At 35.0% G+C, this 25233-nt stretch carries 25 protein-coding genes and 1 pseudogene; 13 read left to right on the top strand and 13 right to left on the bottom strand.

Going from position 1 to position 25233, the window contains the following annotated elements:
* Nucleotides 1–8: 8 nt before the first annotated feature.
* Nucleotides 9–899, bottom strand: a complete 891-nt coding sequence (locus ICJ84_RS10570; protein ID WP_188216364.1) for a 3-hydroxybutyryl-CoA dehydrogenase — start codon at nt 897–899, stop codon at nt 9–11.
* Between the two features lie 87 nt (nt 900–986).
* On the bottom strand, nt 987–1946 hold the full coding sequence (locus ICJ84_RS10565) for a Gfo/Idh/MocA family protein (protein WP_188216363.1): 960 nt from the start codon (nt 1944–1946) through the stop codon (nt 987–989).
* Nucleotides 1947–2107: 161 nt separating this feature from the next.
* Here ICJ84_RS10565 and ICJ84_RS10560 point away from each other — a divergent pair, with 161 nt between their 5' ends.
* Nucleotides 2108–2749 carry a protein-L-isoaspartate(D-aspartate) O-methyltransferase gene (locus ICJ84_RS10560; protein WP_188216362.1) on the top strand — a complete coding sequence of 214 codons (642 nt, stop codon included), beginning with the start codon at nt 2108–2110 and terminating at the stop codon, nt 2747–2749.
* Here ICJ84_RS10560 and ICJ84_RS10555 read toward each other — a convergent pair.
* The 5 genes from ICJ84_RS10555 to ICJ84_RS10535 form a co-directional block, all read right to left on the bottom strand.
* On the bottom strand, nt 2746–3129 hold the full coding sequence (locus ICJ84_RS10555) for a YybH family protein (RefSeq protein WP_188216361.1): 384 nt from the start codon (nt 3127–3129) through the stop codon (nt 2746–2748). The two genes, ICJ84_RS10560 and ICJ84_RS10555, sit on opposite strands and share 4 nt — an antisense overlap.
* 70 nt (nt 3130–3199) lie before the next feature.
* Nucleotides 3200–4999 carry a Xaa-Pro dipeptidyl-peptidase gene (locus tag ICJ84_RS10550; RefSeq protein ID WP_241748737.1) on the bottom strand — a complete coding sequence of 600 codons (1800 nt, stop codon included), beginning with the start codon at nt 4997–4999 and terminating at the stop codon, nt 3200–3202.
* A 42-nt stretch (nt 5000–5041) separates the two neighbouring features.
* On the bottom strand, nt 5042–5596 hold the full coding sequence (locus ICJ84_RS10545; RefSeq protein WP_188216359.1) for a hypothetical protein: 555 nt from the start codon (nt 5594–5596) through the stop codon (nt 5042–5044).
* A 93-nt stretch (nt 5597–5689) separates the two neighbouring features.
* On the bottom strand, nt 5690–6148 hold the full coding sequence (gene smpB, locus ICJ84_RS10540; RefSeq protein WP_188216358.1) for an SsrA-binding protein SmpB: 459 nt from the start codon (nt 6146–6148) through the stop codon (nt 5690–5692).
* Nucleotides 6149–6261: 113 nt separating this feature from the next.
* A complete protein-coding gene (locus ICJ84_RS10535; RefSeq protein WP_188216357.1) occupies nt 6262–6471 on the bottom strand; it encodes a dodecin in 210 nt (69 codons plus the stop codon).
* Between the two features lie 272 nt (nt 6472–6743).
* On the opposite strand from ICJ84_RS10535, the gene lpdA reads away from it, so the two are divergent.
* The 5 genes from lpdA to ICJ84_RS10510 all read left to right on the top strand — a co-directional run bounded on the left by lpdA (nt 6744) and on the right by ICJ84_RS10510 (nt 12793).
* Entirely contained in the window at nt 6744–8144 is a 1401-nt protein-coding gene (gene lpdA, locus ICJ84_RS10530) for a dihydrolipoyl dehydrogenase (protein ID WP_188216356.1), read from the top strand.
* A gap of 259 nt (nt 8145–8403) precedes the next feature.
* Nucleotides 8404–8970, top strand: a complete 567-nt coding sequence (locus tag ICJ84_RS10525; RefSeq protein WP_188216355.1) for an RNA polymerase sigma factor — start codon at nt 8404–8406, stop codon at nt 8968–8970.
* A 224-nt stretch (nt 8971–9194) separates the two neighbouring features.
* A complete protein-coding gene (locus ICJ84_RS10520; RefSeq protein WP_188216354.1) occupies nt 9195–10022 on the top strand; it encodes a mechanosensitive ion channel family protein in 828 nt (275 codons plus the stop codon).
* 137 nt (nt 10023–10159) lie between these two features.
* Entirely contained in the window at nt 10160–11074 is a 915-nt protein-coding gene (locus ICJ84_RS10515) for a DMT family transporter (RefSeq protein ID WP_188216353.1), read from the top strand.
* Nucleotides 11075–11302: 228 nt separating this feature from the next.
* Nucleotides 11303–12793, top strand: coding sequence for an MFS transporter (locus ICJ84_RS10510; protein ID WP_188216352.1), 1491 nt, complete (start codon nt 11303–11305; stop codon nt 12791–12793).
* 234 nt (nt 12794–13027) lie between these two features.
* On the opposite strand, the gene ICJ84_RS10505 is transcribed toward ICJ84_RS10510, so the two are convergent.
* Both ICJ84_RS10505 and ICJ84_RS10500 read right to left on the bottom strand, forming a co-directional pair.
* On the bottom strand, nt 13028–13816 hold the full coding sequence (locus ICJ84_RS10505) for a S1/P1 nuclease (protein ID WP_188216351.1): 789 nt from the start codon (nt 13814–13816) through the stop codon (nt 13028–13030).
* 15 nt (nt 13817–13831) lie between these two features.
* Complete coding sequence (locus ICJ84_RS10500; protein ID WP_188216350.1) at nt 13832–15145, bottom strand: voltage-gated chloride channel family protein; 1314 nt, start codon at nt 15143–15145, stop codon at nt 13832–13834.
* A gap of 792 nt (nt 15146–15937) precedes the next feature.
* Here ICJ84_RS10500 and ICJ84_RS10495 point away from each other — a divergent pair.
* From ICJ84_RS10495 to ICJ84_RS10480, 4 genes are all read left to right on the top strand, one after another.
* Nucleotides 15938–17191, top strand: coding sequence for an amidohydrolase family protein (locus ICJ84_RS10495; RefSeq protein ID WP_188216349.1), 1254 nt, complete (start codon nt 15938–15940; stop codon nt 17189–17191).
* Between the two features lie 156 nt (nt 17192–17347).
* On the top strand, nt 17348–18076 hold the full coding sequence (locus ICJ84_RS10490; RefSeq protein WP_188216348.1) for a hypothetical protein: 729 nt from the start codon (nt 17348–17350) through the stop codon (nt 18074–18076).
* A gap of 227 nt (nt 18077–18303) precedes the next feature.
* Nucleotides 18304–18645, top strand: coding sequence for an META domain-containing protein (locus tag ICJ84_RS10485; RefSeq protein ID WP_241748736.1), 342 nt, complete (start codon nt 18304–18306; stop codon nt 18643–18645).
* Between the two features lie 112 nt (nt 18646–18757).
* Entirely contained in the window at nt 18758–20014 is a 1257-nt protein-coding gene (locus ICJ84_RS10480; protein WP_188216346.1) for a TlpA disulfide reductase family protein, read from the top strand.
* A gap of 30 nt (nt 20015–20044) precedes the next feature.
* Here the strand turns inward: ICJ84_RS10480 and ICJ84_RS10475 are convergent, their stop codons facing one another.
* The 4 genes and pseudogenes from ICJ84_RS10475 to ICJ84_RS17195 all read right to left on the bottom strand — a co-directional run.
* Entirely contained in the window at nt 20045–20395 is a 351-nt protein-coding gene (locus ICJ84_RS10475; protein WP_188216345.1) for a cupin domain-containing protein, read from the bottom strand.
* 442 nt (nt 20396–20837) lie between these two features.
* The gene (locus ICJ84_RS10470) at nt 20838–21083 is read right to left on the bottom strand and encodes a hypothetical protein (RefSeq protein WP_188216344.1); all 246 of its coding nucleotides are present in this window, start codon (nt 21081–21083) and stop codon (nt 20838–20840) included.
* 99 nt (nt 21084–21182) lie between these two features.
* Nucleotides 21183–21743 (bottom strand): helix-turn-helix domain-containing protein, encoded by a 561-nt coding sequence (locus ICJ84_RS10465; RefSeq protein ID WP_188216343.1) that lies wholly within the window; start codon nt 21741–21743, stop codon nt 21183–21185.
* A gap of 188 nt (nt 21744–21931) precedes the next feature.
* Nucleotides 21932–22191: pseudogene (locus tag ICJ84_RS17195) on the bottom strand (hypothetical protein); the annotation flags it as partial.
* A 266-nt stretch (nt 22192–22457) separates the two neighbouring features.
* On the opposite strand from ICJ84_RS17195, the gene ICJ84_RS10455 reads away from it, so the two are divergent.
* The 3 genes from ICJ84_RS10455 (at nt 22458) to ICJ84_RS10445 (ending at nt 25137) form a co-directional block, all read left to right on the top strand.
* Nucleotides 22458–23774 (top strand): serine hydrolase domain-containing protein, encoded by a 1317-nt coding sequence (locus tag ICJ84_RS10455; protein WP_188216342.1) that lies wholly within the window; start codon nt 22458–22460, stop codon nt 23772–23774.
* A gap of 216 nt (nt 23775–23990) precedes the next feature.
* Nucleotides 23991–24377 carry a nuclear transport factor 2-like protein gene (locus ICJ84_RS10450; protein ID WP_188216341.1) on the top strand — a complete coding sequence of 129 codons (387 nt, stop codon included), beginning with the start codon at nt 23991–23993 and terminating at the stop codon, nt 24375–24377.
* A gap of 130 nt (nt 24378–24507) precedes the next feature.
* Complete coding sequence (locus tag ICJ84_RS10445) at nt 24508–25137, top strand: class I SAM-dependent methyltransferase (protein ID WP_188216340.1); 630 nt, start codon at nt 24508–24510, stop codon at nt 25135–25137.
* Nucleotides 25138–25233: the final 96 nt, after the last annotated feature.

Raw genomic sequence — 25233 nt, 5'->3', positions numbered from 1 at the left:
ACAATAAATTACTTTGAGAATTGAGCTGAAATGGTTTCTGCTTTTTTGCTTTCGGAATAATCATAAAATCCTTCTCCAGATTTTACACCTAGTTTTCCGGCACGTACCATATTAACTAATAATGGACAAGGGGCGTATTTTTGATTTTTAAATCCGTCGTACATTACGTTTAAAATGGATAAACAAACATCCAAACCAATAAAATCGGCAAGTTGTAGCGGCCCCATTGGGTGTGCCATACCTAATTTCATAACCGTATCGATTTCAGAAACTCCGGCAACGCCGTTATAAAGTGTTTCGATAGATTCGTTAATCATAGGCATTAAAATACGGTTGGCTACAAACCCAGGATAATCATTTACTTCTACAGGTGTTTTACCTAAGTTTGCAGAAAGCTCCATGATGGTTTTGGTTACGGAATCACTAGTGTTGTAACCACGAATCACTTCAACCAATTTCATAATAGGTACGGGGTTCATAAAGTGCATACCAATTACTTTATCAGGTCTTGAGGTAACCGCTGCAATTTGAGTTATGGAAATCGATGAGGTGTTGGTTGCCAGAATCGTATTTTCAGCGCAAGCTTGATCCAATTGTTTAAAAATGTTAATTTTTAAGTCGATATTTTCAGTAGCAGCTTCAACAACTAAATCGGTTTTTTTTACGCCTTCAGCAATACTTAAAAAGGTGGTAATGTTCGATAACGTCTCCGTTTTATCAGCTTCAGAAATGACTTCTTTGGCAATCATTCGGTCTAAGTTTTTAGAAATGGTTGCTAATCCTTTTGCTAACGACGCTTCACTAATATCTATAAGGTTAACTTTAAAGCCGTTTTGTGCGAAGGTGTGAGCAATACCATTGCCCATGGTGCCCGCACCAATTACTGCAATATGTTTCATTTTTAAACTGGTTGTTATCTGTTAAATACATAAATAGTTTGATATTAAAAATACCAAACTATTTGTGTTTGTAAAAACGATGCTTAATTAAAAGCAATTTATAATTTGAGTTGCCACGCGCAATGCTTCGGTACCGTCATGTAAAGTTACAATTGGTGCTCTGTTGTTGTTAATAGCATCGGCAAAGGCATTTAATTCGTCTAAAATAGAATTGTTGTTTGCCACAGGCGGATTATCGAAATAGATTTGTTTTTTCTCACCTTCGGCATTTTGTAATACCATATCGAAATCACCAGGTTGTTCCGGAGCATCTTTCATTTTAACGACTTCACATTTTTTCTCAAGGAAATCTACCGAGATGTAAGCATCTTTTTGGAAGAAGCGTGCTTTGCGCATTTTCTTAAGCGAAATTCTACTTGCCGTTAAATTGGCAACACAGCCGTTTTCAAACTCGATACGGGCATTGGCTATATCAGGAGAGTTACTGATTACCGCAACACCACTGGCACTAATATGTTTTACTTTAGATTTTACAACACTTAAAATAATGTCGATATCGTGAATCATTAAATCTAAAACCACAGGCACATCCGTTCCTCTCGGGTTAAATTCTGCTAAGCGGTGCGATTCAATAAACATGGGTGATTGAATATCGTCTTTAACAGCTAAAAAAGCAGGATTAAAACGCTCAACATGACCTACCTGACCTCTTAGTTTGTTTTCTGCCAAAAGTTCACGAATATGTTCAGCTTCTTCAACAGTATTGGTAATTGGTTTTTCAATGAAGATGTGTTTGCCTTTAGCAATGGCTTGTTTGGCACAGTCGTAATGAGAAAGGGTAGGCGTTACAATATCTACCATATCTACGGCATCGATTAAATCTTCTATAGAATTGAAAAATTTATATCCGAACTCGGCTTCTACTTTTTTACCGTTTTCTTCATTGGCATCGTAAAAACCAACAAGTTCATATTTATCTGATTGATTTAGAAGTTTTAAATGTATTTTTCCAAGGTGACCAGCACCAAGTACACCGGCTTTTAGCATAATAGTAATAGGTTTTCAACAAAAATAAGATAATTAAAGTATGATTATGATTATTATCAGTGAAAATTTTCGACTAAGCTGTAACCAGGGAAATTCTGTAAAAATTGTTTTCCGCTTTAAAATGTTTAACTAATTTTAGCCTTTACAAACACCAGCGAATATTGAAAGATACTTTTAAACATAAGGGATTACGCCAGCAATTGGTTAATGTGTTAATAAACAAAGGGATAAAAAACGAAGCCGTTTTAAACGCCATTGGAAAGATACCGAGGCACCTTTTTATGGATTCAGGGTTTTTAGACCATGCTTATGTAGACAAGGCTTTTCCTATTGCTGCCGATCAAACCATTTCACAACCTTATACAGTAGCTTTTCAAACGGAATTATTGGAGGTAAAGCGCGAAGATAAAATTCTTGAAATAGGAACGGGAAGTGGTTATCAAACTGCTGTATTACTTGAATTAGGCGCACGTGTTTATACTATTGAGCGTCAGCAGGAATTATTTAAAAAAACCAGTAAGTTTTTGCCGCCATTAGGATACCGTGCCAAGAGTTTTATTTTTGGCGATGGTTATAAGGGCTTACCTCAGGAGGCACCTTTCGACAGTATTATTGTTACTGCTGGTGCTCCGTTTGTACCAAAGCCTTTGTTGAGTCAGTTGAAAGTAGGAGGCAGGTTAGTGATTCCTGTGGGTGACGATGTGCAAATTATGAATTTGTTTATTAGAAAAGGCCCTAAGGAATTTGAACAGCATGAATATGGTGAATTCCGTTTTGTGCCTTTACTTGAGGATAAGAATTAATCCCATACAAATTTCCAGGAACCATCGTTTTGGCGTTTCCATACCGTATGGAAAATGCCTTTTGTAGTTATGTCATTTCCTGTAGAATCTTGATGCGTATAGGTATACTCGCCGTAAGTGTAAGCAAGATCACCCGATAATGCAACATCTACAAAATCGGGTGACCATTTTAAATTTTTAGAGTTTGAGTTTGTCATGTATTCAGCAAGTGCCGATTTACCTTTAATTAGTTTGTTATTTCGAAGTAGCACAGCCTCTTCAGAAGCAAAATATAGAAAAGCCTTGTTTATTCCTTCCTTTTGAGCCATTTCGGAAAATAGGTGTTCCGTATCCAAAACTTCCTGTTTCCAAAGTTGCATTTGTTTTTGATTAGGTTTCATATTTTTATTACATGAAAAAACAGATAAAAGGCACAGTATAAACAAGACAAAGGATTTCATGACATATTTATTAAAATTTTGAGGCTTTTTCTAAGGCAACAATCCCACCAACAACAGGTAGGCTCAAGGTTGTTTCGTCTAAGTCTATAGTTAATTCGGTACCCGGTTTTGGGTGTAATGTAAATTCTTTATCACTGGAGAAAATCATTAATCCGATTTGTTGTCCAGCCCTAATAATTTGATCATCCGGCATTAAATCGAAGGTTAACTCATAAAATTTACCCGGTTTTAATGGTTCACTTTCATTAATCGATTTGTGATTTTGAGGGTCGGCCCAACCACGAGTAATAATATTATCGGTTATTTTTACTTTGCCTTCATCCCAAGGTAATGACACCAACCAAACGGATAGGTTAGCAGCAGCTTTGCTACTTGCTAATTTTACAGTGACTTGCGGAACTCCTGAAATATGAATGTCTTTTGAAAGTTTAGGCGTTACATACAAAAGTCGATTTTTAGAATGTTCAGCTTTAGCTAAGGTCGCACCATCAAAATTAACATCATCAACCAAAGTTTCTTTTCCTTGCTTTTTTGAAACGCGGGCACTTAAACTTCCTTCAGCAGGATTGCCTTTTATTAAATGTAAAGTTACAGGTTTAGCTTCGGGGTTAGGGAAATCTGCATAAGCTGTAGGTTGAGATTGTTTGTCATTTTCTCTAACAATCCAAGCTTTGTTGGTTTCTTTTTCCACACCATTATCAATACCGAATAAATAATGTGTAAACCAGCGGTTCATCATCTCTACCGGAGGTGGTCCACCATGACCGTTTTGATGATAGTAAATCTGTGTTTCCAAGCCCATCTCTTTCGCTTTTTTATAAATACGGTAGCTGTGTTCAGGCATTACGTTCCAGTCGTTAAAACCGTGAGACATTAACAAAGCGGCTTTCATAGGCGCCATATCGTTTAAGTAATCGCGGCTAGCCCAGAATTCATTGTAATCACCAGTGATTCTATCCTGGTGTTTTCTTAGAATTGAGTCTCTCACAAATTGATTATTATGAGTTCGTTTCGATTCATCACCACTATGAATAAATTCATAAAGTACATCAATATCTTCGCCTAGATAACCACCTGGAGAACGTACTAATCCGTTAGAGCGGTAATAGTGGTAGTATGATGTATTTGGAGCGACAGGGATAATAACCTCTAAGTCTTCTACACCTGTTGTTGCGGCAGCTAAAGGCAGAGTGCCGTTGTAAGAAGTTCCCGTCATGCCAACTTTTCCGGTAGTCCAGTACGCTTCAACGGTTTCATTTCCGTAAGGCTCGGTATACCCTTTGGCACGTCCGTTTAACCAGTCTATAACCGCTTTGGGTGCAAGAGATTCGTTATCGCCACCAACGGTAGGTGAACCTTGGGATAGGCCGGTTCCTGGAGAAGATGAATGGACAACGATGTAACCACGAGGCACCCAGGTACTAACCTGAGAGTTAGAAATAATGGGGCGCTTGCCAATGCGTGTAACTTCTGGGTGAACATGGTCTTTTGGGGTTTCTCCCAGTTCGTGATTCACATTCCAGAAAATACCATCGATATCAGGAGCAACCCCGGCATAATACGGACTGGATTCGTAGATGACAGGAAGTTTCAGGCCTTCGGTTTCGGTTTGAGAAGGTCTGGTAACATCAACGTGCATTCTGTCGGGTTTTCCATCACCATCGGTATCGAAGTTGGTTTCTACCCATAAATCATGTCGAATCCATTTATTGGGATCGCTAAAAGCTTCAACAATTTGAGCTTCACCATCTTTAAATACAGGTTTGGTGTTTTGACTATTAATGGGAAATGCTGAAAAAAAAATGCTCATAAGAATAGAGCATTTTAGAGCGTTGTTTAATTGCAACATATATTAAGATTTTTGTTTTGGTAAGTACGATCTTGGAATTGGTGATCTTCTGGTTTCGTTGGCCCAATATATATTTAAAATCCACCAGCGTTTACCATCGTTGTACAACTGAATACTGTTGATGCCTCTCATAAATGGTTCCTCATCGTCTTTAGATTTAAAGGCTTCGAAGGTGCTGAATACCTGAGACATATTGCCAAAGGTGTTTGATGTACGGTGAATTTCTCTTTCGTGAAACCCATTCTCAACCATCCATTTACCGGAATTTTTAATGTAATCACCAGGACTCATATAATTAACCATGGCTTCACGCATTTGGTTTTTTCCGGAAGCAATTAATTTAGCATCTTTATAGAATAGAAATTTAAAAAGATTCCAGTTACGTTCTTCATCTTTATCGCCAGAAATCACATCATATAGGGTGCGTACTATATTATCTATAGTTTGTACATTTTGGGTGTAATCGGGTGCTTGGTTCTCTTCTTTAGGGGTTTCGTCCTGAGCAAAAGAAGAAACAGATAGAGCACTAAAAAAAGCAAGCAATAAGAGTTTTTTCATTCTGTAAAGTTGTAAAATTCAAGTCTAAATATAGTTGATAGGTTTTTATTTTGTTGTTAAACGCGTCATAAAAAATATTATGCTTTAGCTTTTTTACTTGTAAGCCTTTTTAATTCGGTCTAAGTCACGTTTGTTGTCGCGGTCTTTAATAGTGTCGCGTTTGTCGTGTAGTTTTTTACCACGCGCCAAAGCAATATCCATTTTAGCAAATCCTTTTTCATTAATAAATAAACGAAGCGGTACAATGGTAAGTCCTGTATTTTGAACTTCTTTATGAAGTTTTTTCAGTTCACGTTTATTTAAGAGTAGTTTACGTTCAGCTTTTGGCCGGTGGTTGTAGTAGTTTCCAAAGGCGTATTCTTCAATCGTCATATTGATAACAAAAAGTTCGCCACGGTCATTAAATTCACAAAAGCTTTCGGCAATAGAGGCTTTGCTACTTCTAATCGATTTAATTTCGGTACCAGTAAGCACAATACCGGCGGTATACTTATCCAGTATTTCGTATAGAAAGCGTGCTTTTTTATTTTGTATGTTAATCTTTTTCTGCATCACGCACAAAACTACATAATTTTACGCGATTATGGAGATTTGAAAATGTACCAGAAATGACTTGAATTCAAAATTTTATTATTTTAAAGTTCAATTGTCTGATTTGATTAGTGTTAAGGATTCATGGTGAAGCCCACTTTAAGCGTAACCTGCCACATGGCAACCTGTCCATCTTCAATATTTCCTCGAGTTTCAATAACCTCAAACCATCTGAGATTATGAATCGATCTTGACGCTTTTTCTAAAGCATTTTGTATGGCATCATCACTAGATTTTTCAGAAGTGCCTACGATTTCAATCTTTTTGTAAATATGTGCTTCCATGAGTATTTAGTTTAGAGAATTATTCTCTATAAGATACAAAAAAAGAATGAAACTGATATGTTTTTAAGTAGTATTACTTATTTTGTACGTAGTTTATTGTGAGGTTTCTTTAAAATCGGGGGCTAATCGTATTGGATTTTTGAAATATTAATAAATAGTGTTATAAAAATGATAAAATCACTTTATAATGGGGTGTTTTTTATTGTCTTCCAATAAAACATTTGTACTTTTGTTTCTCGACTTTTTAAATAAACGATTATCAAAATAATTTTATGAATTCATACGATGTAGCCGTTATAGGCTCGGGTCCTGGAGGATATGTTGCAGCTATCCGTTGCGCACAATTAGGCATGAAAACTGCCCTTATAGAAAAGTACAGTACATTAGGCGGAACTTGTTTAAATGTAGGTTGTATTCCAAGTAAAGCATTATTAGATTCGTCTCATCATTACGAAGATGCTGTTAAACATTTCGAAGAGCACGGTATTGAAATCCCTGGCGATGTCAAGGTGAATTTAGAAAAGATGATTGCACGTAAGCAAGCTGTAGTAGATCAAACTACTGGAGGTATCGATTTCTTAATGAAGAAAAACAATATCGACGTGTATCAAGGTTTAGGAAGTTTTAAAGATGCTACCCATATTAGCATTGCTGGAGAAGAAACTATTGAAATCGAAGCAAAAAACACCATCATTGCAACAGGAAGTAAACCTTCAAGTTTACCGTTTATCAATATCGATAAAGAACGTATCATTACCTCTACAGAAGCTTTAAAATTAAAAGAAATTCCAAAACACTTAATCGTAATTGGTGGTGGTGTAATTGGTTTAGAGCTAGGACAAGTATATAAGCGTTTAGGAGCAGAGGTATCTGTTGTAGAGTTTATGGATCGTATCATCCCAACTATGGATGGTGGCTTATCAAAAGAGCTAAACAAAGTATTAAAGAAACAAAAATTCAATATCAACACGTCTCACAAAGTAAAATCTGTTGAGCGTGTAGGTGATGAGGTTATCATTAAGGCTGATAACAAAAAAGGAGAAGAGGTAGAATTCAGAGGTGATTACTGTTTAGTATCTGTAGGACGTCGTCCTTATACAGACGGATTAAACGCTGAAGCTGCCGGAGTTAAATTAACAGAGCGCGGACAGATTGAAGTGAACGATCACTTACAAACAAGCGCTTCAAATATTTACGCGATTGGTGATGTTGTTAAAGGAGCAATGTTAGCGCACAAAGCAGAAGAAGAAGGTGTATTCGTAGCAGAGACATTAGCAGGACAAAAACCACATATCGATTACAACTTAATTCCTGGTGTGGTTTACACATGGCCTGAAGTTGCTGCAGTTGGTAAAACTGAAGAGCAGTTAAAAGAAGCAGGTGTAGCTTACAAAGCAGGATCTTTCCCAATGCGTGCTTTAGGTCGTGCCAGAGCAAGTATGGATATTGACGGATTTGTTAAAGTATTAGCCGATAAGGAAACCGATGAAATTTTAGGAGTACACATGGTAGGAGCTCGTGCTGCCGATATGATTGCCGAAGCAGTTGTTGCTATGGAATTCAGAGCATCAGCAGAAGATGTATCTCGTATGTCTCATGCACATCCAACCTTTACAGAAGCTATTAAAGAAGCGGCTTTAGCTGCAACTGAAGATAGAGCTTTACATATGTAATTGTAACCCTATATCATACATTTAAACCCTTTTACTTTTTTGGTAAAAGGGTTTTTTATTTTCCAATAAATACGTCTTCGTTAAAAAGCTTGTCTTAAAAATCAAGAGAAATTGATTTTTATCAATAAACACCTATAAAACTTAGAATAGATTATTAAAAAGATGCGTTTTTTTGTAATTTATTAAAAATTAATGTGACTTATGTTTCCAAGTTGTGTCTTACTAAAAAAGAACGAAATAAAATAGCAACAAGCGTACCTTGAAAAGCACCAATATTAGTACCAGTTTATCTGATGAGGATCTTGTTCGCGCCATTGTAAAAACCAATGATACCTTGTGGTTTGAAGTGCTTTATGATAGATACGCGACGCTAGTTTATAATAAATGTTTAAGTTTTTCAAAAGATGAAGATGAAGCAAAGGATTTAACTCAAGATGTATTTTTAAAGCTTTTTGTAAAGTTGTCTAGTTTTAAGGGAACCTCTAAATTTTCAACATGGTTATATGCGTTTACCTATAATCATTGTGTGAATTATGTAACGAGGAATACGGCTAAAAAAATAGAAAAGCAGTCGGTAGATCATTACGATATTGAAAGTATAACCGATGATCATTACGATGAAGATTTTAGCCAGATGAAGGTCGATAAACTAAAAGATGCATTGAACTTAATTTCTCCAGACGAGAAAATGATTTTACTCCTAAAGTATCAAGATTTTTTAACGATTAAAGAAATTGAGAGCGTGTTAGGAATTGGCGAAAGTGCGGTTAAGATGCGAATTAAACGCGCGAAAGAAAAGCTTTTAACAGAATACAACAATCTTTGATAATGGATAATCCGTTTCAATATATTAATAAGCCCCTAAAAGAAGTTCCCCCAGAACTCAAGTCTAAGGTGATGAACGACATCGCCGTAGCGAAACTACTTATGGAAATGGCGAGTTTGTTCTCCTTTGATATTGCCAAAGTGATAGAGCATACCGTAAAACAAAGAAAAAAATAAATGTAAAAGAACACTAAACCAAATAAAACCTAACGCTAAAAATAAAACATGGATAAATTAACGGAATGGAATGATAATGTGATGAATTCATTATCTACTATGACAAATGAGGTGGCTAAGGTCGTGCCGAATATATTGGGGGCTCTGGCTGTTTTAATTATAGGCTGGTTAAGCATAAAACTAATCGTTTTTGTAGTTAGAAGAGGATTGAAGTTTGCTAAAGCAGATAAGTTAGACGATAAACTAAATGAAATTCAGTTTCTGGGAAATAGCAGCCTTAATTTTGATGTGATTAACATTATCACAAAGTTTGTGAAGTGGGTAATGTATTTAATCATCATTATTGTTATCACCGATATTTTAAATCTAACTATTGTTTCAGAGGAGATTAGAAACTTTTTACGATATATTCCGCAGCTGTTTTCAGCATTAATCATCTTTACCATAGGACTGTTATTAGCGAATTTCATTAAAAAAGGAATTCAATCCTTTTTTGATTCTATGGATATGTCTGGCTCTAAGTTTATTAGTCAGGTAGTCTTTTTGGTGTTACTGGTGTTCATTTCTATTACAGCATTAAATCAGGCTGGGGTAGATACCGAAATCATTACCAGTAATATCACCATGATTTTAGCGGCGTTTTTACTAGCGTTTGCCATAGCCTTTGGTTTGGGCGCACAACGGGTGGTAAACGATCTGTTAAGAGCTTTTTATGCCAGAAAAACATACGAAATAGGTCAGATTATAGAATTTAACGATATCAAAGGTGAGGTCGAACGTATTGATAATACCTCAATCACCATAAAAACATTGTCGGGAAAATTGGTAATACCTATTAAAGATATAGTAGAGAGTCAAGTAAGAATACGGGAATAACTTTAAGTTAGGGTTAAAATTTGGTTGGTTACTTTTCTGTAATCCGAACGCTCTTTACTCATCCCTTTCCATTAATTTGGGAAGGGATTTTTTTATTGGTTTTAATCGGCTAAATTAGCCCGGTAATTTATCTTTAAATGAACAGGTCGTATTTAGAATTGCATGTTGCTATTATTTTAGCAGGCTTTACTGGTTTATTTGGAAAACTGGTAACACTTAATGAAATGCTGTTGGTGTTTTACCGTGTATTATTTTCATCTGCAGTATTACTTATTTTGCTGAAGTATTTGCAGCGTCGTAAAACCTCTGTGCCATTTTGGAGTAAAACCAATGGATTAATGTTAGCTAATGGGGTATTACTGGCTTTACATTGGGTGTTCTTTTTCGGGAGTATTAAAGCCTCAACCGTGTCGCTTGGTATTTTGTGCTTTTGTCTTACCAGTTTTTTTACGGCCATATTAGAACCTTTAATAAACCGAAAGCGTTTCTCGATTCGGAATTTAGGATTAAGTACCCTTAGTTTAATTGGTATAGCTCTAATTTTTGGTTTCGATAGTTCGTATCGACTAGGCATTGCACTAGGGGTGATTTCTTCAATATTTATATCGGTATTTACTATTTTTAACGAGCGCTTTATTCATAGACATGATACGCTTAAAGTAACCACGTTTCAAATGGTGGGTGGGTTTATAGGATTAGGATGTATTATTCTCTTGTTTACGCAGTTTACCGATTTTGTGTTTCAGCTGCCCAACACCTCAGATTTAGGGTATTTATTAATCCTGTCCTTGTTTTGTACAGTGTTGCTGTGTTTGTTACTAAATAATGCCTTGCGTCACATCAGCTCGTTTACTGTGAACTTAAGCTTTAATTTAGAGCCTATTTATACCATTATACTTTCGGCTATTATTTTTAATGAAGCAGCCGATTTTACCTTATCCTTTTGGGTAGGTTTAAGTTTTATCGTGCTTTCTATTTTGCTACAAACGTTGTTTGCACGGGCCTCTCGTAAACGTATTAAGGCACAGACTTTGTCGGAATTACCAACCTAAACCGCTTATTTTGAATATTTATAGAATTAAAACTACGTATTTTTACGTAGTTTTTAGGTTTTATTAACCTTCTAAAACCATTATATTTACTGCTGTTTCGCAGTTTTTATACATTTTTATCGTAAAATTATTAATTTTTTTATTTGTTTATAAGTATATATACTTATATATTTGCGTTAGTTACGTAGTTGATACGTATTTCTGTTTTATGTTTTAAAATACATTGGTATGAAAGTAACACAAGGCGCAAATAAGACATTGTTTATTAATACTCTGGCATTTACATTCTGTTTTGCAGCATGGCTGTTGAATGGTATTCTGGTAACGTTTCTTGCAGACAACCAGGTTTTCGACTGGAGTGCAGTAGAAATCGGTTGGCTAATAGGTATTCCGGTGCTAACAGGCGCTATTTTTCGTTTACCGGCAGGAATCTTGACCGATAAGCTGGGAGGTAAGCCTGTGTTTGCTGGTCTGCTTTTAATTTGCGCCATACCAATGTATCTGTTGTCTTATGCCAACGGGTTCTGGTCGTTTGCTTTATGCAGTTTAGGGTTTGGTATTACCGGCGCTAGTTTTGCAGTGGGGATTGCCTTTTCTTCCATCTGGTATCCTAAAGAAAAACAAGGGATAGCCTTGGGAATTTTTGGAGCAGGTAATGCAGGAGCAGCTATTACAACCTTAATAGGGCCAAAACTTTTAAATTATTTAACTGATGGTAAAACCAATTTAGAGGGTTGGCGAATGATGCCCAAAATTTATGCAGTATGTTTGGTGCTGATGGCGATTATATTCTTTTTAACAACCACCAATAAGAAACCGGCATCAAGCACAAAAAGTTTGTCAGGCATGTTGCAACCGCTAAAGAGTGTGCGTGTCTGGCGATTCGGTTTGTATTACTTTTTAGTGTTTGGTTGCTTTGTGGCTTTCGCTGGATGGCTCGTGCCTTATTACACCAATGTGTATGCTCTGGATTTGGCAACTGCAGGATTATTAGCCTCGTGTTTTAGTTTACCATCAGGCGTGATCAGAGCTTTTGGTGGATGGTTATCGGATAAGTTCGGCGCCAGAAAGGTGATGTACTGGGTGCTGGGAACATCTGTCGTGTTGAGTTCGATGTTGATTATCCCCAGAATGGATATTTATGCCGCAGGTAAGGGGATCATGGCGAAGGCTTCTGGTGAGGTAACCGAAGTGAGTGATTCGCATATAGTGGTGAATCATGTGACGTACCCTGTAAACCGCCGTTCTGATGAATTGGCTTATGCCAATGAGGTATTTCATGTGTTTCCAATTAAAGAATCCTGGCAACAGGTGCGTGTGAAGAAAGGCGATCAGGTGAATAAGAAAGAATTACTTGCCGAAGGAAAAACCCATATTTACTTTCAGGCAAATGTTTGGATTTTTGCAATAATTGCCATCATTATAGGCTCGGTTTGGGGCATAGGTAAGGCGGCAGTTTATAAACATATACCAGATTATTTCCCTGAGGAAGTAGGCGTAGTAGGAGGTATGGTTGGCGTACTTGGTGGACTGGGCGGATTCTTTTGTCCTATTCTGTTCGGGTATCTGTTAGAAGGGACAGGCCTTTGGTCAAGTTGTTGGATAGTAATGTTAGTGCTGTCTGCGGTATGTTTAATATGGATGCACAGAGTGGTACAAAAAATGGCAGATAAAGCAACACCTTTATTGGTTAATAAATTCGAGAATAATGTAGATTAAAGTTGTTTCTGGTGTTGTAGAATAAAAAGTCATCTTATTAGTTAGTCTAAGATGGCTTTTTATGTTTAAAGTGCTGTAGGTAAGAAAACCTGAGCTGTGGCTTGTTGCTATTTTCTTTTCTATTTATGGAAAAATAACTGGGTACAAGTTGCTAAAACCAATGAAACGGAACAGCCGTTTCTTATGTGTTTTACAAACTCAGGAAACGGCTGTTTGTTTTTAAAAACGATAGGTTTAAAAAATATCGTTTAATACTTTTGCTAGGCGTATACCTGCAATTTGTAACTGGCTGCGAACGGTTTTAAAATGATCGTAAGAGTAACGGTATCTCAAGTTTTCATTAGGTTCAACAGATGCGTATACTTTCTTTGTGATGTTGTGTGTTTCGTTTACCCAGTCGGTAACAGAGCCTTCCTGAATGGCTTTAATTTCATCTTTAGATAAAGCATCGGCATTGTTTGCCAGCTCATCATAACCCATTTTATAGTCTTCAATCATATCAGAATCCCAAACACGGTGCAGGTTGCTGTCTTTATAAAACCATTGTACTTTTAAGTCGTTACCTCCTTTATCTTCGGCTAGGCCTACATGCATAGGCTGGTGTAAATCGCCCATTAAGTGAATCAGCATTTTTAAGTGAAAGATTTTATCCTCATCAGATGCATTTTTGTCTAATAAAACCGCTTTACAGGTTTCAATACCAGTAACTAAATCACCATCAGGGTGCTTTTCAGAAGTTTCATAGGTTTCATTAAAAGGCATGTTTACAAAGTGCCAGGTGTAATACTTATCATAAGCTTTATCCGATTTAATTTCATCGCCATAGGTCGAGGCAAACGCTAAAGAATGTTGTTTCAGCAAACGGTTGACTTCACGTTTCGCTTTTCCTTTTAAATATTTCTGAGCGATTTCGCCAACCACACGGTGGCCGGTAGCTCCCCAGTCGTCTACTGTTGAGGCATTAAGATTTAAGGAGGAAATAAGAATAGTTAAAAAACAAAGGTGAAGGGAGAACGATTTCATAGGTATGTATATATGTTATTTTGGTTTATTCTGGTCGCGACGGTCTTCCACATCAGACAAATGCAGACCTTTTTCACGTAAATAATAATTGTTTTTCGGACTTCCAATGATCTGAGAGGCGTACACTCCGGAATGTCCGGAAAATAAATAGGCCGTACTGCAGGCCAGAGCAATAAAGACCCCAGATTCTATCCCGAAAAGCTCTATACCCATTATCGTACACGCAATAGGGGTGTTGGTTGCTCCGGCAAATACGGCTACAAAGCCCATACCAGCCAATAGGCCCATAGGTAAGGGGATAAACCATATTAAAGCGTTACCCAGTGTCGCGCCAATAAAGAATAGCGGGGTAACTTCGCCGCCTTTAAATCCGGCACCTAAGGTGAACGAGGTAAACAGGACTTTTAATAGGAAATCGTAAGAGTTTAAGTCGACACTAAAAGCATCTACAATGGTTGGAATACCTAAGCCTATATATTTTGTAGTGCCCATAAGATAAATGACGACAGCCAATACCACACCACCAATAACCGGACGCAGGGGCGGATAGTTGATGTAATTTTTAAACAGGTCGCCCCAAAAGTGTGTGGATTTGGAGAATAACATGGCTACCAGACCAAAAATGATACCGGCAAGCAAAGCCCATAGCAGGTTAATCGGAGTCATTTCGGCGACGCTATCAATATGATAATGGGTGTGGGGTACGCCCCAAATTTTACAAAAATAATCGGCAAAAACGGCAGCCATAAAACTAGGTATAATAGCATCTAAGCGTAAACGTCCTAAAATAAGCACCTCTAGCGCGAAAATTCCACCAGCTAAAGGTGTACCAAATACCGAAGCAAAACCGGCACTAATACCAGCAATTAAAATGATTTTTCTATCGCGTTTCGAGAGTTTTAAAATTTTGGTAAACTGGTCGGCAATGGCGCCACCTATTTGTACTGCCGTGCCCTCACGACCAGCCGAACCCCCGAATAAATGCGTAACAATGGTCCCGAAGAGTACCAGAGGCGCCATTTTAAAAGGGATGATTTTTTTAGGACTATGGAATTCCTCCAAAAGGAGATTGTTGCCTTTTACAACACTATTGCCGTACAGATGATAAGATAACCCGATAATAAAGCCCCCTATGGGTAATAACCAGATAATCCATAGATGCGATTCGCGGTAATTGGTAGCCCACTCTAAAGCGGTAAGGAAAAAGGCAGAAACACTACCGGCTAAAATGCCTAATACCAGACAAATACAAAGCCACTTTATAAGATACAGCAGGGTGGGTATCTGTTCGATGGCAAAGAGTTGCTTTTTGATTTTGGTTAGATTCATAAGCTGCAATAAGACACAAATATAAATGAAATAATAAATTATTGTAGGCTAATGCGTATCAGGGTTTTGATTTATTTAAACGCATGGCATATTAAAGCATTGCCCTTTTGTTGAATTTGTGCATAATTGTTGTTTTAGTGCATTTTAGTTGATATTGCGTTTTTGATCCGGTTTTATCCTATTTTGTGTTTTTAACACAGCCATACTTTAAGGTGGGCTTATCTACGCTTTAACTACGGCTTTGCTATGCCTTTGATAGCGTAAATCGCGTAATCGTGAAGTGTGAAACGAGAGCGGGTATGATTAAGAATTGGTTATGGATGACTATTGATTTAAATGCTTTATTACGAGTGCTTTATATTTTGAAACGATCTTTTTTAAGCAAATCAAAAAAGAAGGGTTGTTAACCGTTAACCGAATGGCTACAATTATGATACACGGCTTTTAAGAGCGTAAAACCTTAATTTTTGTATTTATTTGTAGGATTTTAAATATGTAATTAGCTTTTTTCAGGGGTTTGGTTCGGGTTTCCTTCGGGAATTGTTCGGGTTTTCTCCGTAAAATAAGGTTTTTACCGAAGAATCCCCGAAGGAATGTCGAACATGACTCGAAGGAAACCCCTAAAATTGATTTTCAATTGAGTATGTATTTTCTTAAATAAATACAAGTTTTTGTAGGTGTTTATGTATATTTGGGTGTATGTATAATAAAAATAAACACACCAGTGTGTTTATTTTTATGTTGTGCGTAATTAAAATCAAGACTAAACAAAACTCTAAAAGCCAAAATATAATGACAAAAAAAACAATATTTCTCTTAGTCTTTCTTATAACTTCAATAATAATAAATGCTCAAAATACTGTAATCAAGGCAGGTCATTTCTTCGATGCTCGTAACGGCAAAATTTTGGAGAATCAAATAATAATTGTTCAAAATGGTAAAATAAAGGAGGTAGGAACTAACTTAAACTATGACAAGACAGATAGTATAATTGACCTATCAAACTCATGGGTGTTACCTGGTTTAATGGACTGCCATGTTCATATAACATCTAACTATCCTCATAGAAATGTTCAGATGGAAAAGAAATTCGTAGGCGAAAGCACATCTCTCCGTGCAATAAGGGGAACAGTTGTTGCTAAAGAATTTTTAGATAATGGATTCACAACAATTAAAGAAATAGGTAATGATGCAAACTACGCCACCGCAGACATCATTAAAGCTATTAATAAAGGTTGGGTTCAAGGTCCTACTATTATATATGCAGGTAAAATTATTGCCCCCTATGGTGGACAATCTAGCGGTGTGAATCCAGAGCACGAACATTTTTGGAATTTTGAATATATAGATGCAGATACTCCTGATGAAATAAAGAAAGCTGTAAGAAAGAATATTTATTATGGTGCTACTGTAATTAAATTAGTTAGTGAGGATAATGGAATTTATAATGAGGAAGATATAAAAGCAGCTGTTGACGAAGCAAAAAAATACGATATAAAAGTAACTGTTCATGTACAAGGAGGTATAGCAGCGACAAATGTCATTTCAGGAGGTGCAGCTGGAATTGAACACGGATTTGGATTGAGCAATGAACAGCTTCAATTAATGAAAGAAAAAGGAATCTTTCTAGTAGGCACAGACTTCTCTTATGACAATTGGTATGCTTATGGCATGGATTCTGAAACAGCAACAGCTTTAAACAATATGCTTATTGACAGACTTAAAAGAGCTTATAAAATTGGGACTCCAATGGCTTTTGGAACAGATATCATTGTTAACTTGCCAGAATTAAACCGTGTACAATCGAGTCTTAAAGTTTTAGAAACGTGGAAAGCAGCAGAAATACCAGCTTCATATATTTTACAGACCATGACAATCAAATCAGCTGAACTTCTAGGCATTGATAATGAAAGAGGAATCCTTGAGCCTAATTATTATGCTGATATAATTGCTGTTGAAAACAACCCTCTTAAGGACATTGAGGCAATAAAGACTGTTTATTTTGTCATGAAAGAAGGTGAAATAATTAGAAATGACAAAAAATAACCACGCACAACACCGTGTAAAAATAATTGCTTGGTTCTAGCCTACTCGGAAAATCCTGCGGATTTTCCTCTGGTTCGTTCCATTTTTAGTAAGTTAGTTGCTCGCACACGCAACTATCCTTACACAAACCGTTGGCAATAATTTGAAAAAAATGTTATGAACAGAATTAAATTATTAATTATCTCACTATCGTTAATATTATTTTTTTCTTGTGAGAAAGATGACGTTAGAGAAGAATTACCCGGAACACCGACATCAATCTCTGGAACTGTTAAAGACTATCATCGAAATTTAGATGTGAATAATTTTGAAATAAAACTAATTAAATATTGGTTGTGTCCTGATGGAGGAATGGGCCCCAATTATTGTACAAAAGAAATTGCAACAACTTATTCAGATATTGATGGAAACTACCAATTAGATTTTGACTATAATTTACGAAGTGATGAAAATTATCTATTAGCTTTTAATGAAACTGAAAACAACACCTATTATTATGAATTTGTTTCAAATTCTGGAGAATTTTATAGAGATTATGATACTTCGAATTTAGTTCAGGGGGAAAATAATATTCTAAATTTAAATGCTTTTATTCCAATTAAATTAAAATTTAACCTCACTGTTTTAAATAATCACACACCACCTTTAATTACTGGAATAGAATATAATGACAATTTTGACTTTGGTACTGAATTTACCTATGATAATTTTGAGTCGTTTGAAAGAAAAACTCGCCCAAATTCTGAAATTAATATTAAATTCTGGTATATCGAAAATTATAATTCCAATAGTCCGATTTTTCACTACGCACCAGTTGTCTCATATCAAACTGACGATAATGAATTGACAGAATTGAATTTTGAAATTGACTGTAATGAGTTTTAAAAAACTACTGCCAATAACTAAGCGTTCGTGTGGTCGGTACGGCCAAACATGAACGCCGTGTTGACTGAACCGGTAGTTGGTTAGCCTACTATGGGGATTGGTTTATTTTTTTAAGAGAAGTTTAAGTTTAACCGTTATGTAGGATTTGATGCAACGTTTTATATAAAGAAGCATCTACTTAATAAATATAAAGTATGAAGTCAAAAAATTTAATTTTAATCGGACTCATGTTAATTCTATCTTGTAACAGCGATGATGAAAGTCCGCAGGCTGTAATTAATGGTGAATACATTGGAATCTTTGAACGAGGCGAAAATAATTCAAATGTCGAGTTAATATTTAATAATGGAAATTGGAGAGGTGAAAGTGAAGTTGTAAAATTTCCGGCTTTATGTAATGGCACGTATTCAAGCTCAGGCAATGTAATTACCTTCGAAAATGCTTGTCCTTGGACAGCTGAATTTGATTGGAGTCTGATTTTAACTGGTGAATGGAATTATAGTCTGGATGGAAATTCGTTGATTTTGACAAAGACAAATGGAGATAAATACACTCTGACGAAACAATAAAAAATGCACTACAACAATGCTAACGCTAGTGCTAAACCGAAAAACAAAGTAAACCAAACCGATAACTGGCGGTTATACGAACCGTTGTGCAAAATTTAAAACCGAAACCTTAATGAAACTAATGACAAGATTCCTACTACTATCAATAACAATACTCTTTTTTAATTGTTCATCTAAAAGCGACTCGTTTCTTGAGATTAATGGAAAAACTGTAGGGACAGATACTGAGTCAATTCTGCTAGTCAAGGCTGGACAATATTTTGATTCTGACTCATTGATTGAAATACCTGTTAAAGATGGAACATTTCATTATAGAGCAAAGCTAGAGTTCCCAGAATCTGTTGAGTTATTTTTAGGAAAAGCAAAAAATCAAGGAGGAAGATATATGCCTTTATTCTTAGAGAATGACAAAATTAATTTGACAATATATTCGGAAGAAGAGTTTGATAAAAATTTAGTTATTGGCGGTAAACTAAATTCAGAATATAAAGAGTATAAAGAAAGTTATGACAATACATTCAACTCTAGAATACAACCTTTACACGACAGTATGAAAAAACTGTTTGAAAATGATCAGTATCATAGCGACAAAGCAAAAACACTATATGCAGAATTAAGGAAAGCTAAAAACCACGATGAAAAAATTATTATTTATAAAAAAATTGATGATTTAAAAGAGGTTAATCAACATTTAAGTCCTAAAGCAGAACGTATAGAAAACAAATTAAATCCAATCTACGATGAGCAAAAAAGGTTTCAGCAAACATATATAGAAAATAATCCTACTATAGTATCGTATTCATTCTTTATTAAAGACCTTATGTATAATAAAGATAATATGGATATTAATTTGGCAAAAAATAATTTTCAGAAACTTTCAAAAGCAAACCCTAATCATCCATACAACAAATTAGCTGCAAACTTAACAGAAGCAATTGAGAACATAAAAGTTGGAAAAAAATATACTGACTTTACGGCACCTGACTTAAATGGAAATAAAATAAAACTTTCTGAGAAAATCAATGGAAAAATAGTTCTATTAGATTTATGGGCAACTTGGTGCGGACCTTGTATAGCCAAAAGCAGAACAATGATACCTATATATGAAGAGTTTAAGGACAAAGGTTTTACAATAATAGGAGTCGCAGGAGAACGAAAAAACACTAAGAGATTAGTCAACTTTCTTGAAAAAGAAAAATGGCCTTGGCTAAATTTAGTTGAGCTCGACAGACAAAATAATATTTGGCAAAAATATAATGTTGATGGCGGAGGCGGTGGAATATTTCTAATTGATGAAAATGGACTTATTATTGCAAAAGACCCAACAGCAGAAGAAGTTAGAGAAGAATTAGAATCTCGACTGATTTAAATAAATTACTCATAATTATTTGATTTTGTGTTATGGCTCTAAATCATCATAGCCACTTTTTAAAATTATTGAAAGCATCTTAAACCTTTCATTAGCTTCTATTGTATATAATACATGACCAGGAATAATCATGGATTCATTCTTTTGTAAATATGTAGATTTATTGTCTACTACAATTTCTGCTTTCCCTTCAATGACATTCACAAAAGTTGAAAAAGGTGTTAGTTTTGGCTCATACACTTTACCATAGTCCAACGCTAAAGCCATTATATTGCCTGTTTTTTCATTTAAAATGTGTTTAACAATAATAGTATTCGAAACATATTTCAAATTATCGTTAATATTGAATGCCTTAAGTTTTTCAAATTCATAATTCTTCATAACTCGAATTGTATTTACTCATCCCTTTTTATTCGTTTCTTTTCTGCTTTAGCTTGTTTCTTTTCTTTGGCAGTCTTAGTTGGTGCTGTTTTACTATTTTTAGCTTTGCCGCTTTTTTCTTTAGACATGGTTATAATTTTTAACGTTAATTAATAAGGCGTTATACTTTATTTTATACAGATGAAAACTGTAGTTATATGCTTCATATATTTCATCAAAACAAGAAAGCAGACTTTTAAGTCTGCTTTTCTAATTCCAAATAAATTAATAATCTGAAACTCACTAACTGATTAATAGCTATGCAAATATAACTATGAGATAGCCTATTAAGTTATACACCTTATAGCTATAGTTACATAAATCACTGATTTAAAGTAAAACTGACAAAAAAAAACAGTTTAATAAAAAACTGTTCTTAATACTATAGACTTAACTTAAAATTCTAGATTGCATTTGCAATGCTATTATAATTTGATTTTAAGATACCTACAACTTCATTTCTGTCCTTCTGTAGCTTGTTTTCTAATCTTTTGATTAAATCTAGTTCTTTACCACTTTCAAATTTCACATCTTCAGAAGACAATTTTGGATATTTCACTTGCAATGCTTTTGATTGTTTATCCAAATCACCACTAAATTTAAATAGTTCACTTGTTTTTTTCTCCCCTTCTTTATTCTTGGTTTCCATAATTATTAATTAAAGTAGTGCTTAATTGTACTACTATCACAAAGATGATAACTAATGCCTCAAATTGTGTTACACAACTGACATCTATGATTACATATGTTACAGGTTCTCAAGATTCAACTTTCTTTTTTGTCCGATTTTTTTATAAAAGGAAGGTGTGTGTCCTGTAACTTTTTTAAATTGGTTGGATAAATGAGCAACACTACTGTAATTCAATTTATAGGCGATTTCAGTGAGATTAAGTTCATTGTAAAGAATCAATTCTTTTGCTCTTTCTATTTTGTGTTTGATAATAAAATGCTGAATAGTAATTCCTTTTACTTCTGAAAACAAATTAGATAAATACATGTAATCATAATTCAATTTTTGTGCTATGTAATCTGAATAATTAACTTTTGGGAATTCATCAGAATAATGAATCATTTCTATAATGACGTTTTTTATTTTATCTATAAGAATACTTCTATTATCGTCTATTAATTCTAACCCTGAAATAGCTAAATTTGATTTGAATTCCTGTTTTTGAGATTCAGAAATATCTTCTTTTATTTCAATCATTCCAAGTTCAATACGTATGTAGTGTAACCCTAGCTTTTCTAACTCGTTTTTAACGAAAAGTTTGCATCTTAAGCTTACCATATATTTAATATAAAGTTTCATCAATTTTTAGGAGTTAAAATGCGTTTGTTATTTAGTTAAAGATAAGCTATATAAGTCATTGCGATTAGAAAGTTGACTGAAATAAAGAATTTAGAGTCATTATGGTAGCCGTTGTACAAACCCATAATTTTGAAAAAGCATGATACATAAGCGCCCATATTAAGGGCGTTTGTTGTTTTTGAATGTGATTACAATCTAAATTCCAGATGACTATATGATCTTGTAATGGCGCCTATAACAGTTCTAAAACGATAAAAAACAAAGCGTAGACTTGCTGCCCCGCTTTTACTGTGTTTTTCTATAAATTTCAGGTGCTTTTAAGGTTATAAGTAATCGCGGATAGTTGCATACACCTATTGGCCTGCTTTATGCTTATGGAATTGACTTTTCTTAACCCCATAAACTGGGTGAGTGTTCCAAAAACGGGTTCTAGGGTATTGGTTTCTTTATACAGAAAGTCTAATGGTAAAACACCTTTTAAACGGTGGTATAAATTGTGCTCTGGAACGTGAACACTTAATTGAAAATTGTTGAACAATTTCTCCTGATCGTCTTTTTTGCTTTGCATTCCTGATAATAAGAACTTTCATGCAAATCTTAAAATTTTGAAGTATATTTGAGAAGTTGTGCAACAGGCACAACATTATAGGCAATGCCCTTAGGGACACTACGCGTAGCCAAATCGTTGTAATGCATTAAAACCGAATTCTTGAAATGAAGAAAATTATTCTTTTACTTTTTACTCTGTCACTCTTTTCGTGTGCTGAAAAACCGAAAGAAGTTGCATTTTCGAAAGAACAGGATGTAGTAAAGACCAATTTGGACGACTATTTTACTGCTTTAACGAAACTTAAAAAATTCAATGGAGTACTTCTTGCCTATACAAATGATACTTTGGTATTAAAAAAAGCTTATCTCATAAATGATCATGCTGAAAGTACAAGTTATGTTAGAGCTGATGACCAGTTCGACATTCACTCTGTCTCTAAATTAATGACTCATTATCTCATCGTAAAATTAAAAGAAAACAAGCATTTATCAGACGACCAAACTATCGACAAATTTTATTCTGATTTTCCAAAAGGAGATTTGATTACAATTGAAATGCTTCTTAACCATAGCTCTGGATTACCGCGGGAATTACAAAATTTGCCAGGAAAGGAAATCAATTTGACTTCTGATAAAATAGTTGATATGGCTAAAAAGGAAAAATTGCTTTTTCAACCAGGTTCTGACATACAGTATTCGAATGTTGGTTATGAACTATTGTATAATATCATTTCCAAAATTTACAAAAAGCCTTTTGCCCAATGTATTGTAGATGAAATATTTGTTCCTTTAAAAATGAATCATAGTGGCTCGCATTTCTTCACAATAGAAGACCGGAAACAAAACCTTGCAAAAAATCACATCTTAAAGGACTCGACTCTTACTGTAGTACCGAATATTTTGGAAGATGAATTTAAAACAGCCCGATTATATTCTACCGTTGATGATTTGAATAGATTCCTAGTTGCATTAGAAAAGGAGCCCTACAAATCTGTAATGACAAATAGTAAGGGGGTAATTGCTAAAGATGGTGGTTCAAAAGGAATAAGAGCTCAGGTTTATTCTGATTTAGAACGCAACTTCCGTTTTGTGCTTTTAGCGAATTATGACGGAATGCCGTTTTTTGAAACCATTGATGATGTTGCAAAAATTATGATGGGAGAACCTGTCGAAATACCGAAGGAATTGAATAGACTGGTAATTCCTGTTAAAAGAGAAATTCTTGAGCGCTACGTAGGTTCTTATTCATTTGCAGATTTTGATGGATTAATTTTAAAAATAGCTATAGATAGCAACAATCTTGTCGTTTTTCAAGACAAGGAAAAGATTGCTACACTGAAAGCTGAAACTGAAACAATCTTTTTTGAAAACCCAAAAGCAGCAGAATCCTTTGAGTTTATTAAGAATGATTCAGGTTCATATAACACGTTTATGGGATGGAAAGGTATAAGCGTTGAAGGTATAAAGGTGGATAAAAATTAAAAATAACGTATTACAATAATGGGTGTAAAACATAGAAAGGAAAGTGGTTTCCGCAAGTTTTGAATTCTCTCTTTGTCTCGGTCGGACAAGTTCGTCGTTTTTACTACATTTGCTCACAGACGTTTAGGTCTGTCCTTCGGTTGACCACCACGTCCGCATAGCAAGAGCGTTGACAACAAGCCGAAAAAAAATGTTTTGAAATAAAAATTCTTTAAAATGACTAAAATTATTTCAAGTCCAAATTGCGGAAATTCACCGAAAATGGAATTTCTAAAAGAATTTAATATTGCCTTTGCAAAAGGTAACGTGGAATTTATTACCGAAAGTGTAACGGATGGAATTGTTTGGAACATAATTGGCGATAGAAAAATTGAAGGAAAAGGAAAATTCATCGAGGAATTAGAAAAAATGAAATCCGAAAAGGCTACTGAGTTAATAATTGACCAAATTTTATCGCACGGAAAAGAAGGAGCTACAAACGGCATTATGAAAATGCAAAACGGAAAAAAGTATGCGTTTTCGGACTTTTATAAATTTAAAGGAGCAAAAGGAGTTAAAATAGAATCGATTACATCATACGTAATTGAATATAATGAAAAGTAAAAAAGGCCAGTTATTGTTCTTTACTTATACTTTCCTAGTGGAAAACCCTAGCGGATTTTCACGCAAAAACACCTTATCAAAACCGTTATACCTCACCAGTAAATTGAGGCAAAAACTAAACTTATACAGAATGGAAACTTTTGAAAGAAAAAAACATTGGGAGAACATATATCAAACTAAAGAACTAAAAGATGTTAGTTGGTATGAGCCTAATCCTCAAACTTCACTTGATTTTTTTAATCAACACAATGTATCCAAAACAGCTAAAGTGATTGACATTGGAGGTGGTGACAGTTTTTTGGTTGACCACCTGCTAGATTTAGGATACCAAGATGTAACTGTCCTTGATATATCAGAATCAGCAATTAAAAGAGTTAAGGAACGTTTGGGAGAACGAGCAAAACGGGTCAAATGGATAGTATCAGACGCAGCAACTTTCAAACCAACAGAAAAATATGACTTCTGGCATGACAGGGCTGCCTTTCACTTTCTAACAGACGAGGATGAAATTTCAAACTATTTAGAAACAGCTAAACAAAACATTAATTCTGATGGCGTTTTGGTACTAGGGACATTTTCCGAAAATGGACCTAAAAAATGTAGTGGAATAGATGTAAAACAGTATTCAGAAAAAACAATGACCGAGAGACTGAACAACTTCTTCGAGAAAATAAAATGTATAACGATTGACCACAAAACTCCATTTGATACGGTCCAGAACTTCGTGTTCTGTAGTTTTAAAAAATTGGAGACTATCTAAAATAAAAAAGGCGATGGCAGCATTCTTTATTAAATCATGGCTATTAAGTGGGTTAAGTAACTTTGGTTCTCTGTAGACAGTAAGTCAATCCTGCGA

Source organism: Aestuariibaculum suncheonense (genome assembly GCF_014596935.1).
Taxonomy (GTDB): domain Bacteria; phylum Bacteroidota; class Bacteroidia; order Flavobacteriales; family Flavobacteriaceae; genus Aestuariibaculum; species Aestuariibaculum suncheonense.
The sequence above is the reverse complement of the archived record's forward strand: the minus strand, read 5'-3'. Positions and strand labels throughout refer to the sequence as shown.